Below are 15,250 nucleotides of genomic sequence, written 5' to 3' on the forward strand. Positions count from 1 at the left end.
TATTCAAATATACTTGTGAAAAACTTAATATGCATCATGAGCAAATTCCTGTTAAGACACCAAATAAGAATGCTCATATTGAATCTTTTCATAACCTGCTTCAGAATGAATGCTTAAAATATTTTAGTTTTACAAGTTTCAAAGAAGCTTATAAAGAAGTTGTGAAATATATTGATTACTATAATAATACAAGAATTCATTCAGCTATTGGTTATATGACACCTATGGAATTTTATAGAGAAAACTCAAGCAATATTAAGAAAAAGTTAGTTGTTAGAGTTTAATTGTCCAAATTTAAGGGGTCAAACCGAAAATTAAGAATTAGAGTTAGAATAAAAAAAGACTTTAAAAGAAAGGCATTAAACTGAGAGCTGACAGCTGAGAACCGAGAGCTAATCTGTTACTTATAACCTGTTATATTAAATCTTAATTACAAAAGTTCTTCTTGAGTTGACCTGATGTTACATTAAATGATATAAATTAAATTAGAAAATATGTATTTTGTTGAAAAACAGCATTTTAGGGGGGCAGAAGATGAGAAGGTATTTGTCTTTATTTTTAATATTTTTTATTTTTTTTGGAATGACATGTGATGTATCTGCACTTAAAAAATATGAAAGAGAAACTGTACATATTATTGATGGTTCTAATGGCAGAGAATATGATGTGAAAGTTGTAAATATTTTAATGGGTGGAAATGATGTTATATCAGATGTCCCTGGAATGCTGTTTAATGACAGAACATTAGTTCCTGTAAGGTTTATAAGTGAAAATTTAGGAGCTAAGGTTACATGGAATCAAGATAGAAAAGAAGCTGTTATAAAAACAAATGAAAAGGAAATAATTCTTAAAATAGATAGTCCTATTGTTTTAGTAAATGGAGAAAAATATACTTTGCCATCTGGCGTTCCAGCAAAGCTTCTTGGTTATGAGGGAAATTATAGGACAATGGTTCCTTTAAGGTTTGTTTCAGAACAGCTTGGTATGGAAGTTGGTTGGATAGGAGAAACGATGACAGCCACTATTGATAAACCGCTACAATACATAAAAGATATTTATTATGATGGTTCTACAAAGTTTCCTGAAATAGTAATAAAAACTACAGGAGAAGTAGAAACTTCATCATTTTTCTTAGAGGGAAGTGAAGTTGGTGGAGAAGATAGATTAGTAGTAGATATTCCAAATACTATATTGGATATAGGAGATAAATCTAAAGTTGATTTAAATGGATTACTACATATAGATATTTATGAAAAAGATATAAAAGCAGTAAGAGCTTCTCAGTTTGAAGTAAATCCATATAAAACTAGAATTGTTGTAGATGTGAGTGTTAAAAAAGGATATAAGATAGTATATGATAAAGAAAAAAAAGAAGTTAGAATTAAATTTATAAACTTAGTAAACGATATAAAAATTGATAAGATATACAATGTAGATACAGTTATTATAAAAACAGAAGAAGAACCTGCTTATAATATAATGTTTTTAGATGGAAAAATTGTAGTAGACGTTTTAAATTCTCTACTTAATTATAAAGGTAAGCCAATAGAAGTTAATAAAGGTGGTATAAAAGGTGTAAGATTTTCACAATTTAAACCAGATCAAAACTATGAACCAGATGATAAGATTTCGAGGATTGTAGTAGATTTGGAGAAGAATGTAAGAGCAGAAGATGTATATATTGAACATATAAAAAATGATATATATGTATATGTAGCAGGTAAGCCGTTAGATGGATTTGACTATTATAAGGAAAATGTAAATACTGCTAAATTAGTTATAAATACTGATGGAGAGACTGAGTATACTGCAAAGTATATTAAAGCTGATAAAGAAGTAGTATTAAAAATAGAAAAGACTAAAATAAACTTGGATAGCATGAAACTTGATATAGAAGATAAAATTGTTAAAAATATCAGAATTGATAGTGATAGAAGTGAAGAATACTATTATATATATATTGAACTTGCTGATGGAACAGTATTTGTAGATAATTCATCTAGCAAATTGACGGATAAAATAATATTGAGCTTTATAAATAAAAGTCTTACTGTATCAAAATTTAAAGATAAATTAGTTGTTATTGACCCGGGACATGGGGGCAAAGACCCTGGAGCAATGAGTCCTAATTTAAGAATAAAGGAAAAAGACGTAGTTTTAGATGTTTCTTTAAAACTTAAGAAATTGTTAGAAACAGAAGGATTTAAAGTTTATATGACAAGGCAAGATGATAATTACATTGGTTTGTATGATAGAGCAACTATAGCAAATGAACTTGGTGCAGATGTTTTTGTAAGTATTCATGCAAATGCTCATTCAAAACGAAGTATTGAAGGAGTTCAAGTTCTATATTATCCATATGATGAACATAGAGATAATAAGACATTTGCAAAAATAATGAGGGATTCACTTGTAAAAGGTTTAGGAGCACTTGATAGAGGAATTATACAAAGACCAAAATTAGTTGTTCCTAGAGAAACAAAGATGCCTGCAGTATTAGTTGAGTTAGGTTTTTTAACAAATCCGAAGGAAGAAAAATTATTGAGTACAAGTGAATATAGAATGAAGTGTGCTAAGGCAACTTTTAATGGTATAGTTAAATATTTTGAAAAAGTGTTAATGAAATAAGCTGAGCAGGTGCTCAGCTTATTTCACTTTTTATAAGATAAAAAAACGTAAAATTTTTGTAAATAGTATACACTTTTGGGTAATAAGAATATATAATGAGTGAGTAAATAAAAAATTTAAAGAAGTTATGGTTTAGGAGGAATTATAAATGATTCTTAACTATTTTTTTATTTTTTCTGCGAGAGTATTAGATATGACTTCGTCAACTTTGAGAATGCTTATGTTAGTTAGAGGTAAAAGACTTTATGCTGCAATACTTGGTTTTTTTGAGGTGATTATATATGTAACTGCACTTGGTAAAGTTGTAAATGGTTTATCTGATTATAGGAATTTACTGTCTTATGCATTGGGGTTTGCATGTGGGAATTTTGTAGGAAGCTACATTGAAGAAAAAATTGCAATAGGGCAAATAACAGCTCAGATAATTTGTTCTAATAAGAATGGTAATTATTTAGCAAGATTGTTAAGAACTAATGGTTTTGGAGTGACAGCTGTTGAAGGTGAGGGAAAAGAAGGTAAAAGATATGTTTTAAATGTTATGCTGGATAGAAAGAATATTAAAAAATTATATGATATAGTTGATGAAATGGAAGAAAAACCATTTGTTACAGTTTTTGATATAAAGAGTATGCGTGGAGGATATTTTACTAAGACGAAAAGGAAATAAAATAGACATAGTATAAAGATACCCCTAATATAAATAAAATATATAGTTAAAATAGGGGGGCTAAGATATGAGACGTAAAGGTGCTTTGGCATTAATATTAACTATTTGTCTACTATTTAGTGTTGCAGTATGGAAAGGTGCATATATTATAAAAGAATTTTTAAGTCATGAAAAGTCAGCATCAAATATTATTGAAAGTTCAGAGGAAGATAGTAATTTAAGAAATACTGTTTTATATTATAAAGATGATAAAGGATATTTAGTTCCTGTTATGAGAAAAATACCTTGGCCAGAAGGAAGAGGTATAGCAAGAGCAGCTTTAAGAGCTCTTATAGATAATCCAGCTAATAGAAGTGATATAGAAAGTTTGGGATTAACTCCTATTTTGCCTGCTAATACAGAAATACGAGGAATTAGTATACATGATGGAATATGTAAAGTTGATTTTACTAGAGATTTTCTTAATTATAACGATGCAAAAGAAGAGGCTTGTATAGTAAAAGGTATAGTATATACTTTGACAGAATTTCCAACGATTAGTAAAGTTAAAATAATGATTGACGGTAAAGAGGTAAATAGTCTTACATATGGATTAAAAATTGATAAACCTCTTGCAAGAAAAGATATTAATTATATTGGAAGTGGAAGAAATAAAAATAAAGTAATAGTTTATTATCAAGGAACAGTTAATGGTTTGGAAAGTTATTTTATTCCTGTTACTAAAGAAATTGATGTTGCTGATAATGAATCAGTAACAGCTATTAGAGTTTTAGAGTCTTTAATAGAAGGACCTCCAGAAGATTCAGGATTATTTACAGTAATACCTAAAAATATTCAGGTTAGAAATGTAGATGTTGTAGATGGAGTTGCTTATGTTGATTTTTCAAAAGAAATTAAAGATATAAAAGATAGTAAACTGGCAAGTGATATAGTAAAAACAATAGCACTTACTTTAAAAGAGTATTATAAAAAAGATGTAGCTTTAGAAAAAGTTAGTATATTGGCTGAAGGAGAAGAAATAAATTTTGGAGATATAAGTAAAGAAGAACCAGCGTCTATACCAACATTTGCTAATGAATATTAAATCCAGGTCATCCTGGGTTTTATTTTTTTTATTTTAAATTAAAAAAACAACTGTAAAATAAAAATATTATGTTATAATACAAGCAAATGATTTGATTTTTTGTCGATTATTATGGTATAATGTCAAAAAATTTTTACAAGAAATTAAAATATGTGAAATAAAGTAATATTAGTCAGGTTATAAGTTAGGTTATGAATTAAGAGTTAGAAGCTAAGAGTTGAAAAATTTTTAAAGATTTCAAAGGATTGATTTAAGGACTTAGAGTTTATACTTTGGAATTATAAAATACATTAAAGATGTATTTGTTTTTGAGGTGGTTGAATGCTTTTATTTACTTTAATATTATCTTTAACTTTGGTTATATATTTGGCAAATAAAAAGGTTAATATTGGATTATCCTTAGTATTAGGAGCATTTTTAATAGGGATTTTAAATGGATTAAAAATTTTATCTATTATTAATGTGTTTTTGAAAGCTGTTTTAGACCCAATTACAATTGAATTAGCTGTATCTATAATATTGATATGTATATTAGGACAGCTTATGGAAGAATTTAAAATACTTGATAGAATGGTTTTTTCTTTAGAAAAAGTATTAATGAGTGCTAAAGCAACTATTTTAGTAGTTCCAGCGATAATGGGGACTATGCTTGTAACGGGAGGAGCTTTGCTTTCAGCACCGATTGTAGATAGTTTAGGCAAGAGATTAAATCTTTCACCAGAAAAAAAAGCATCAATAAATTTAATATTTAGACATGCTTTGTATTTTATTTATCCATTTTCACCTACAATTATTTTAGCTGCAAAGGTAGGAAATTTAAATCTTTGGGATTTTATTAAATTACAATTTCCACTATCAATACTTATGTATATTATAGGTTATTTTATTTATCTTCATGGAGTTGAGGAGCCTGTAAGAGATAATATTACTTTTACAGAATACTTAAAAAATATTAAAGACTTACTTATATATTTATCCCCTATATATATAGGTATAGTTGCTTCTTTAGCATATAATATTCCATTTTATTTGTCGCTAATAATGGGAATAATAGTATGTATATTGATTAATTATTTATCTTGTAAAGGAATATTAAGAGGAATTGAAAAAACAGTTTTAAGTAATGAAAATAAAAAGTCAAATTTATTAAAAATTATGATAAAGGGAATAAAACCTTCAATGGTATATGCAGTTTTGGGAATTATGTGTTTTAAAGGTATAATACAAGAAATAAATGAAATCAATATTTTGCTCAATCAATATATTAATAAAGGTGTGCCTTTAGAAGTTATAATAGTATTATTTGGAGTAGTTGCGTCTTTTGCAACAGCTTCTACACAAACTGCTATTGCACTTTTATATCCAATAATACTGCCGTTAGCAGAAACTGAACATATAAAATTATTATATGCTATGATGATTTATACAACTGGATTTATGGCTTATTTTATTTCTCCACTGCATTTATGTCAAGTTTTAACACTTGAATATTATAAAGTTGGAACTAAAGAGCTTTATAGAAATTATAAGTTTCTACTTCCTGCTGTGTATTTGACGATGTTAATAATTTATTACGTGTATAAATAAATTAAAAATTAAGAATTAAAAAAGTTTTAAAGGAATGACATTAAGCTGAGAGCTGGCAGCTGAGAACTGATAACAGTTGATAACTGAGAGTTAATCTATGACCTGTAACCTAAAAAGAATTAACCTAAAGACCTACAGCTTCTAACTTAAAACTTAAGATTTTATGTTATAATACTAATTAGTAGTACTTAGGAAAGGAAGATATTAATGGAAAGATTTGATGGAAGAAGAGTAGACGAATTGAGACCGGTTAAGATTACAAAAGATTATTTAATTCATCCAGAGGGTTCAGTATTGATAGAGATGGGAAATACAAAAGTAATTTGTACAGCTTCGATAGAAGATAGAGTTCCACCATTTTTAAAGGGTACGGGAACGGGATGGATAACAGCTGAGTATTCAATGCTTCCAAGAGCAACTGCAGTAAGAAAGATTAGGGAAGCTGCAAGAGGAAAATTAGAAGGAAGAACTCAGGAAATTAACAGGTTGATAGGCAGAGCACTTCGCTCTGTAGTAGATTTAGATAAATTAGGAGAAAAAACTATATGGATTGATTGTGATGTTATACAAGCCGATGGAGGAACTAGAACGGCTTCTATTACAGGAGCTTTTATTGCTTTAGTAGATGCACTTAAGAAAATGGTAAATGAAGGACTTATAGAAAGTTTACCAGTTAAGAGGTATGTTGCAGCAATTAGTGTGGGAATAATAGATAATACACCTGTATTAGATTTATGTTATGAAGAAGATTCAAAAGCTAAGGTAGACATGAATATAGTGATGAGCGATAATGGAGAATTTATTGAAATACAAGGGACAGGAGAAGAATCACCTTTTAGCAGAGAAGAACTCAACACTCTTTTAGCATATGGAGAAAAGGGAATAAAAAAGCTTATTAATTTGCAAAAAGAAGTATTAGGAATAGAATTATAGGGGTGAAATATTTATGGTAAAAATCGTACTAGCTTCAAAGAATAAACACAAACTTCAAGAAATTAAAGAAATTCTTAAAGAATTGAATATTGAACTTGTTTCTATGGATGATGTTGGACTTGAAAGTTTAGAAATAATTGAAGATGGAAATACATTTGAAGAGAATTCTATGAAAAAAGCAGTAACTGTTATGGAAAAAACGAACTTAATAGCTTTGGCAGATGATTCGGGATTAGAAGTTGACTATTTAGATGGCAGACCGGGAGTTTATTCTTCTCGTTTTGCTGGAGAAAATGCAACTGATGATGAAAATAATAAAAAACTTCTTGAAAGTCTTAAAGATGTAGATTTTAATAAAAGAACAGCAAGATTTGTTTCAGTAATTTCAGTAGTAAGACCTGATGGAAAAAAACTCGTTGTAAGAGGAGAATGTGAAGGTATAATAGGATTTGAAAAAAAGGGAACGAATGGATTTGGATATGACCCATTATTTATAGTTCCAGAGTACAATAAGACTTTTGCACAGTTAGGACCAGAAATAAAAAACAAGATTAGTCATAGAGCAAAAGCACTTGAAAAACTTAGAAGAGAATTAAATAGTTTTTTAGGTGATGTAATATGAAAATAGGTATTATTAGTGATACACATGGGGATTATAAGAGCATATATCGTGCAATTGAAGATATGGGAAGTGTAGACTTTATTATTCATGCAGGAGATACATATGAGGATGCAATGATGATTAAGGAAAAATTTGGGCTTAAGGTAATTGCAGTAAGAGGAAATACAGATTATAAGAAAGATTTTCCAAGTGAAATGTTTTTTACAATTAAAAATAAAAAAATATTTTTGACTCATGGACATAAATACGATGTAAAATATAATTTGACTCGATTGTATTATAAAGCACAAGAACTTGGAGCTGATATAGTTATTTTTGGACATAGTCATATTCCGCAGTATATATGGGAGTCGGGTATTTTATTTATTAATCCTGGAAGTGTTTCAAGACCTAGGATGGGAAATAAGGCTACTTATGGATTATTAGAACTAAAAAAAGATGATATAGATGTGCAATTAATAACTCTCATATAATAAGTTGCGTTCATAAAGATAAAATAAGAAAGGGGCTGTCGCATTAGCAATTAAAAATTGCTAATGCGACAGCCCCATTTTGCATTTTTACATTTATTCTTCATTTAAATATTTTATACTAAGAAAATTCAATGAAAGCAATATTGTTAGTATAGTAGCTATATGTTTCAATATGAAATTAAATCTAGGAAAAAATAAATATATAAACAATATCATTGCATAAAAAATAACCATTGTTTTATGAACAAACTCTTGACCAATAAATCTTTTAAGAGCATTGTTTATAACAATATCTAATTTTAAGTAAAAAATAATTATAGCAGCTATTGTGTTTACAGTTATTGTACAGTATACATAAGATAAGTTAATTAAGCTTGAATTATCATTAATTTTCATTGAGCCTATTATTAATAAAAAAAATATAGATATTAGGTGTGATTTACTTAATATATTAAAAAACTTATTTTTTTCTATGTTACTCATACTGTAAAAACGAGGAATGAAGAAAAAATATAAAAATATAAGTAAGTATAAATATTTACTTGGATTATTTAAAAAAAGGCTCATATAAAAGCCACATCCTTTCTTTATGAGTATTTAGTGATAGGGTTGAGCTCCCCATATTATTAACTTGTGTTAAAAATTAGTCTATATCAATTATACCATAATATCATTTCATATATATTAACAAATAGATGATATTCTTTTATAAATTAAATAATCGCAAAAATATAAATAAATTATTGACAAAGATAATTTTATACTGTATAATTACTTACGTAAGTTGTTCGGGGTGTAGCGCAGTTTGGTAGCGCATCTGGTTTGGGACCAGAGGGTCGCGGGTTCAAATCCTGCCACCCCGACCATTAAGCGGGTGTAGCTCAGTGGTAGAGCCCCGGCCTTCCAAGCCGGTTGCGAGGGTTCGATTCCCTTCACCCGCTCCATTTTATTTTTGTATGTGATAAATTTAATATATATTGTAAGTCGTGTGTTAATAGATAGTTTTGTACACACGCTATTACTTTTTGTGGCGGCTGTCGTCAAGTGGTTAAGACACAGGATTGTGGCTCCTGCATGCGTGGGTTCGAATCCCATCAGCCGCCCCAATAAAATTACCAATAAAATTATAAGTTTTTTAATTTGATAAAGATTTATCATATGCGGGTGTGGCGGAATTGGCAGACGCGCTAGACTTAGGATCTAGTGCCTTGTGCGTGGGGGTTCAAGTCCCTCCACCCGCACCATGTGAAAACAGCACTCAAAGAATAGTATTACTTTGGGTGTTGTTTTTGTTTTTTAGCATTTTTAAGATTAGGAATTATAAAAAATCCTAGAGATTTGACTCTTAAAATTGGAATTTGTAATAAGTAATTTATATTAAATATTACAATTTAGACATTTGTATTAAAAAATGTTAAGAAACGTTGAAATTAAGTTGTTTCAAGCAGTTATAGAATTATTAAAAAATAGAAATATAAATTTTATTGAAATTGTTTTTAAAATCATTTAGCATATATGTATATCGATTATATTTGATGAATGAGGCTTTAGTAGATGGTGAATTGTTTGAAAATTCATGTCATTTAAAACAATTCAATAAATTACTAAAGTCTTACAAAAGGTACTTATAAGTTTTGATATTGCAATTTTAATACTGATTGCAATATTATTGGGGCCCCTTAAAAACTTATTACGACAATCAAGGGAGGAAAACATGATGTTTAAAAACAAAAAGTTTTTAATGATACTTTCTGCAGTTATGATTTTTGCAGTAGCACTGACAGGCTGCGGACAAAAAGCTGCAAATGAAGGAAAGGTTGAAAAGGATACATTAGTAGTTGCACAAGGTGCTGATGCAAAATCTCTTGACCCACATGCAACTAATGACCAACCATCTTCTAGAGTTATGAAGCAAATTTACGATACGCTTGTTAAAGCTACTGTTGATATGGAATTAGTTCCAGGACTTGCTGAAAGCTGGAAGCAATTAGATGAAACTACTTGGCAATTTAATATAAGAAAAGGTGTTAAGTTCCATAATGGTGAAGAATTAAAGGCTAGTGATGTTAAATTTACTTTAGAGAGAATGTTGAAATCTCAAAAAGTTGCACATATAGTAGAGGCAATTGATAGTGTAGAGGTTAAAGATGATTACACAGTTATAATTAAAACTAAAGAACCATTTGGTCCACTTTTAGCACATCTTTCACATACTGCAGCTTCAATATTAAATGAAAAAGCTGTAAAAGAAGCTGGAGATAATTATGGACAACATCCAATAGGAACTGGTCCATATAAATTTGTAAGCTGGGAAGCTGGAGATAGAATAACACTTGAAAGATTTGATGATTATTATCAAGGACCAGCTAAGATTAAAAATGTAGTATTTAGAAATATTACTGAAGGGACTAATAGAACAATTGGACTTGAAACTGGTGAAGTTGATATAGCTTATGATATTGAACCAATTGATAAAGATAGAGTTGCTAATCATGAAAAGTTACAATTAATTGAAGGACCATCACTTTCATATGCATATATTGGTATGAACATGAAAAAAGCACCTTTCGATAATCCAAAGGTGAGAAAAGCTATAAATTATGCAATAAATGTTGATGATATAATCACAGCTGTATTAAATGGAGCTGGACAAAAAGCTAATTCGCCAATAGGACCAAGAGTATTTGGATATAATGGGGAAATCAAACCATATGATTATAATCCAGAATTAGCAAAGAAATTGTTAAAAGAAGCAGGATATGAAAATGGATTTGATACTACTATTTGGACTAATGATAATCCTATTAGAATGCAAATAGCACAAATAGTTCAGGCTCAATTAAAAGAAGTTGGAATAAATGTAACTATTGAACCACTTGAGTGGGGTAGCTATTTAGAGAGAACTGCTAAAGGTGAACACGATATGTTTATCCTTGGTTGGACAACAGTTACAGCAGATGCTGATTACGGTTTATATGCTTTATATCACAGTTCACAGCATGGTGGAGCTGGTAACAGAACATTCTATACAAATGAAGAAGTAGACAAGCTTTTAGAAAAAGGTAGAACTTCAATAGATCCAAAGGTAAGAGAAGAAGCTTATAAAAAAGCTCAAGAAATCATAGTAAATGATGCTCCAGATGTAATGCTTTATTATGGAACTCAAAATGCAGGTATTCAAAAATCTGTAAAAGGATTTAAACTACATCCAGCAGGACATCACAGTATATATGGAGTATACTTTGAGTAAAAAGTAAATAAAAAAGTAGGACCTTGAAAGGTCCTACTTTTACTTTGGAATAAAAAATTTACAAAAAATTAAAAAGAACGACATAATCTTAATAATTTTTATAAATGTGAAGGGAGGATTATAATGCATAAGTATATATTAAAAAGATTATTGCTACTTATTCCAGTACTTTTAGGGGTTACATTTATAGTGTTTTCAATTATGTCATTTACACCAGGTGACCCAGCTCAGTTGATTTTAGGTGAGAATGCTCCAGCTGAAGCGGTACAGCAGCTTAGAGCAGAAATGGGACTTGATGATCCATTTTTAGTTCAGTATTTTAGATTTTTGGGAAATGCAATAAAAGGTGATTTTGGACGTTCTTATACAACAAAGAGAGAAGTTTTTGCTGAAATATTTGCTAGATTTCCGAATACTTTAGTTTTAGCAGTAGTAGGAGTTGCAATTGCAATTGCTATAGGTATTCCTGTAGGAATTATATCGGCTACTAAACAGTATTCATTAATTGATAGTATCAGTATGGTAGCAGCACTTTTAGGAGTATCCATGCCGAACTTTTGGCTTGGACTTATGCTCATATTAGTATTTTCAGTTTCTTTGGGAATTTTACCATCTGGCGGATATGATGGATTTACAAGTATAATACTACCTGCTATAACTCTTGGAACAGGTGCAGCAGCAATTATTACTCGTATGACTCGTTCATCGATGTTAGAAGTTATTAGACAGGATTATATAAGAACTGCAAGAGCTAAAGGTGTTGCAGAAAAGAAAGTTGTAAATAAACATGCACTAAAAAATGCATTAATACCTGTTATAACAGTTGTAGGATTACAGTTTGGTTATTTACTAGGTGGTGCAGTATTAACTGAAACAGTATTTTCATGGCCGGGAGTAGGAAGACTTTTAGTTGAAGCTATAAGACAAAAAGATACACCTACAGTTTTAGCATCAGTTGTATTCTTGGCTACAACTTTTAGTATTGTTAACTTGATGGTTGATATATTATATGCATATGTGGATCCAAGAATTAAATCGCAATACAGCAAGTAGAATTAACTGAAAGGGAGGTATAAATATGGCTTCAAATGTAGTGCTAAAAAAAGAGTCAGTAAGTCACAAGAAAAAAAATAAAAAGAGAAGTCAGTGGGCTGAAGTTTGGAGAAGATTGAAAAAGAATAAAATGGCTATGTTGGGATTAGCTATACTTACTGTATTAGTTTTATTAGCAATTTTTGCAGATTTTATAGCAAATTATGATGAAGTAGTTGTAAAAATAGATTTAGCTAATAAATTAAAAGGACCAAGTGCAGAGCATTGGCTTGGAACAGATGAATTTGGAAGAGATATATTTGCAAGAATGGTACATGGAGCAAGAGTCTCACTTTATGTCGGAATAATTGCTGTTGGTATTTCTATAATTATAGGAGGAACTTTAGGAGCAATAGCAGGTTATTATGGTGGAAAATTAGATAATGTAATAATGAGAGCAATGGATATATTTTTAGCAATTCCAAGTATATTATTGGCTATTGCAATAGTTTCAGCATTAGGACCATCTCTATTTAACTTAATGCTAGCAATTGGCGTATCTTCGGTTCCTTCATATGCAAGAATAGTTAGAGCTTCAGTTTTATCTATAAGAGATCAAGAATTTATAGAAGCGGCTAAAGCAATAGGGGCTAGTGATGCGAGAATAATTTTAAAACATATAATACCTAATGCATTAGCACCTGTTATAGTTCAAGGGACTTTAGGTGTTGCAGGAGCAATTCTTTCTACAGCAGGACTTAGTTTTATCGGACTTGGTATTCAACCACCAGCACCGGAATGGGGTTCAATGCTAGCTGGAGGTAGACAGTATTTAAGATATGCATGGCATGTAACGACTTTCCCGGGACTTGCAATTATGATTACAATTCTTGCACTTAACCTAGTAGGTGACGGTTTAAGAGATGCACTAGATCCAAGATTAAAGCAATAATCTAGAAGGGAGTGTAGATGATGGCAAAAGAGCTGCTAAATATAAATAATTTAACTATACATTATATAACTGATGATGGAACAGTTAAAGCTGTTAACGGTATAGATATTAAGCTTAATGAAGGAGAGACGTTAGGATTAGTTGGAGAAACAGGAGCAGGTAAGACTACTACTGCGTTGGGTATTATGAGATTGGTACCTAATCCTCCGGGTAAAATTATAAATGGGTCAATTGAATTTGAAGGGAGAAATTTATTAGATATTTCTGAAGAAGAAATGAGAATGATTAGGGGAAATAAAATATCTATGATATTCCAAGACCCTATGACTTCATTAAACCCTGTTATGACTGTAGGGGAACAGATAGCTGAAGTTATTGAAATACATCAAAATGTGTCAAAACAAGAAGCTATGAAAAAAGCAGAGGAAATGCTTGAACTTGTTGGTATTCCAGCGACAAGGGTAAATGATTATCCGCATCAGTTTTCAGGAGGCATGAAACAGAGAGTTATAATAGCTATAGCACTTGCTTGTAATCCAAAGCTTTTAATAGCTGATGAACCTACAACAGCTCTTGATGTTACAATACAAGCACAAGTACTTGATTTAATGAATAATTTGAAGGAAGAATTTAAGACAGCGATGATTTTAATTACTCATGATTTAGGTGTGGTTGCAGAAGTATGTGATAAAGTTGCTATTATGTATGCTGGTGAAATAGTAGAAACTGCATCACTTGAGCAGTTATTTGAAAATCCAAGACATCCTTATACTGTAGGTTTATTTGGTTCAATACCAAATTTAGAAGAAGAAGTTGACAGATTGAAGCCTATTAAAGGTTTGATGCCAGACCCAACAAACCTTCCAAAAGGATGTAAATTCCATCCAAGATGTCCGTACGCTAAGGATATTTGCAGTAAACAAGAACCTAAAATTACTGAAATAGAAAATGGACATAAGGTTAAGTGCTTAATTTATGAAGGTCTTGTTGATGCGGAGGTGAAAAGATAATGGCAGATAAAATACTTGAAGTTAGAAATCTTAAAAAGTACTTTAAAACACCTAAAGGAATGTTACATGCCGTTGATGATGTAACTTTTTCAATAGAAAGAGGTAAAACTCTTGGTGTAGTTGGTGAATCAGGTTGTGGTAAATCAACTACTGGTAGAGCGATTTTAAGACTTCATGAACCAACTGATGGGGAAATAATATTTGAAGGTAAAAATATAAGAATGTTCAATAAACAGCAGTTAAGAGAACTTAGAAAAGAGATGCAGATAATATTTCAAGACCCATTTGCTTCACTTAATCCAAGAATGACAGTCAGTGAAATAATAGCTGAGCCTTTAATAATTCACAAATTAGTTAAGAATAAAGCTGAACTTAATAAGAGAGTTTCAGAGCTTATGGATACAGTTGGATTAGCAGAGAGACTTGTAAATGCTTATCCGCATGAGCTTGATGGTGGTAGAAGACAGAGAATTGGTATAGCAAGGGCTTTATCATTAAATCCTAAGTTTATAGTATGTGATGAGCCAGTATCTGCTCTTGATGTTTCTATTCAAGCACAGGTATTAAACCTTATGCAAGACCTTCAAGAAGAATTTGGACTTACTTATATGTTTATTACTCACGATTTATCAGTTGTTAAACATTTCTCTGATGAGATAGCAGTTATGTATCTTGGACAAATGGTTGAAAAAGCACCTGCTAAAGAACTTTTTAAAAATCCTATTCATCCTTATACGAAGGCACTTTTATCAGCTATTCCAGTTCCAAGTATACATCGCAAAAAAGAAAGAATAGTTTTAAAAGGAGAGATTAGTTCTCCAATAAATCCAGAACCGGGATGTAGATTTGCTAAAAGATGTCCTTATGCTGACAGCTGTAAAATGGCTACTTCTAAACAGCCTGAATTAAAAGATATAGGAAATGAACATTTTGTTGCATGTCATATGGTAGACAAGCTAAAATAATATTTTCATATAAATGTGTAGACCTCTCTCTATATTTATATAGCTCT

The 15,250-nt window shown here is 30.3% G+C and carries 13 protein-coding genes and 4 tRNA genes; all 17 read left to right on the plus strand.

Going from position 1 to position 15,250, the window contains the following annotated elements; all coding sequences use genetic code 11:
• Positions 1-284: integrase core domain-containing protein (locus BUA90_RS04795; protein WP_143146268.1), on the plus strand; the 284-nt coding region annotated here is incomplete at its 5' end.
• Positions 285-534: 250 nt separating this feature from the next.
• The gene (locus BUA90_RS04800) at positions 535-2,628 is read left to right on the plus strand and encodes an N-acetylmuramoyl-L-alanine amidase family protein (RefSeq protein WP_072966265.1); all 2,094 of its coding nucleotides are present in this window, start codon (positions 535-537) and stop codon (positions 2,626-2,628) included.
• A gap of 148 nt (positions 2,629-2,776) precedes the next feature.
• Complete coding sequence (locus BUA90_RS04805; protein ID WP_072966266.1) at positions 2,777-3,295, plus strand: DUF2179 domain-containing protein; 519 nt, start codon at positions 2,777-2,779, stop codon at positions 3,293-3,295.
• A 67-nt stretch (positions 3,296-3,362) separates the two neighbouring features.
• The gene (locus BUA90_RS04810) at positions 3,363-4,379 is read left to right on the plus strand and encodes a GerMN domain-containing protein (protein WP_072966267.1); all 1,017 of its coding nucleotides are present in this window, start codon (positions 3,363-3,365) and stop codon (positions 4,377-4,379) included.
• A 321-nt stretch (positions 4,380-4,700) separates the two neighbouring features.
• On the plus strand, positions 4,701-5,966 hold the full coding sequence (locus BUA90_RS04815) for a DUF401 family protein (RefSeq protein WP_072966268.1): 1,266 nt from the start codon (positions 4,701-4,703) through the stop codon (positions 5,964-5,966).
• 207 nt (positions 5,967-6,173) lie between these two features.
• The gene (gene rph, locus BUA90_RS04820; RefSeq protein WP_072966269.1) at positions 6,174-6,899 is read left to right on the plus strand and encodes a ribonuclease PH; all 726 of its coding nucleotides are present in this window, start codon (positions 6,174-6,176) and stop codon (positions 6,897-6,899) included.
• A gap of 13 nt (positions 6,900-6,912) precedes the next feature.
• Positions 6,913-7,521, plus strand: coding sequence for an XTP/dITP diphosphatase (locus BUA90_RS04825; RefSeq protein WP_072966270.1), 609 nt, complete (start codon positions 6,913-6,915; stop codon positions 7,519-7,521).
• The gene (locus tag BUA90_RS04830; protein WP_072966271.1) at positions 7,518-7,994 is read left to right on the plus strand and encodes a metallophosphoesterase; all 477 of its coding nucleotides are present in this window, start codon (positions 7,518-7,520) and stop codon (positions 7,992-7,994) included. The genes BUA90_RS04825 and BUA90_RS04830 overlap by 4 nt, the downstream gene beginning before the upstream one ends.
• 789 nt (positions 7,995-8,783) lie before the next feature.
• Positions 8,784-8,860, plus strand: a tRNA-Pro gene (locus tag BUA90_RS04840).
• Between the two features lie 4 nt (positions 8,861-8,864).
• Positions 8,865-8,938 (plus strand) — tRNA-Gly (locus BUA90_RS04845).
• Positions 8,939-9,024: 86 nt separating this feature from the next.
• Positions 9,025-9,100, plus strand: a tRNA-His gene (locus BUA90_RS04850).
• Between the two features lie 54 nt (positions 9,101-9,154).
• A tRNA-Leu gene (locus tag BUA90_RS04855) sits at positions 9,155-9,238 on the plus strand.
• A 473-nt stretch (positions 9,239-9,711) separates the two neighbouring features.
• A complete protein-coding gene (locus BUA90_RS04860; protein WP_072966273.1) occupies positions 9,712-11,244 on the plus strand; it encodes a glutathione ABC transporter substrate-binding protein in 1,533 nt (510 codons plus the stop codon).
• Between the two features lie 123 nt (positions 11,245-11,367).
• Positions 11,368-12,297, plus strand: a complete 930-nt coding sequence (nikB, locus tag BUA90_RS04865) for a nickel ABC transporter permease (protein ID WP_072966274.1) — start codon at positions 11,368-11,370, stop codon at positions 12,295-12,297.
• A 25-nt stretch (positions 12,298-12,322) separates the two neighbouring features.
• Entirely contained in the window at positions 12,323-13,228 is a 906-nt protein-coding gene (locus tag BUA90_RS04870) for an ABC transporter permease (protein ID WP_072966275.1), read from the plus strand.
• Between the two features lie 20 nt (positions 13,229-13,248).
• Positions 13,249-14,238, plus strand: coding sequence for an ABC transporter ATP-binding protein (locus tag BUA90_RS04875; RefSeq protein WP_072966276.1), 990 nt, complete (start codon positions 13,249-13,251; stop codon positions 14,236-14,238).
• Positions 14,238-15,203 carry an ABC transporter ATP-binding protein gene (locus tag BUA90_RS04880; RefSeq protein WP_072966277.1) on the plus strand — a complete coding sequence of 322 codons (966 nt, stop codon included), beginning with the start codon at positions 14,238-14,240 and terminating at the stop codon, positions 15,201-15,203. Before BUA90_RS04875 ends, BUA90_RS04880 begins: the two co-directional genes overlap by 1 nt.
• Positions 15,204-15,250: the final 47 nt, after the last annotated feature.

Source organism: Caminicella sporogenes DSM 14501 (genome assembly GCF_900142285.1).
Lineage (GTDB): Bacteria > Bacillota > Clostridia > Peptostreptococcales > Caminicellaceae > Caminicella > Caminicella sporogenes.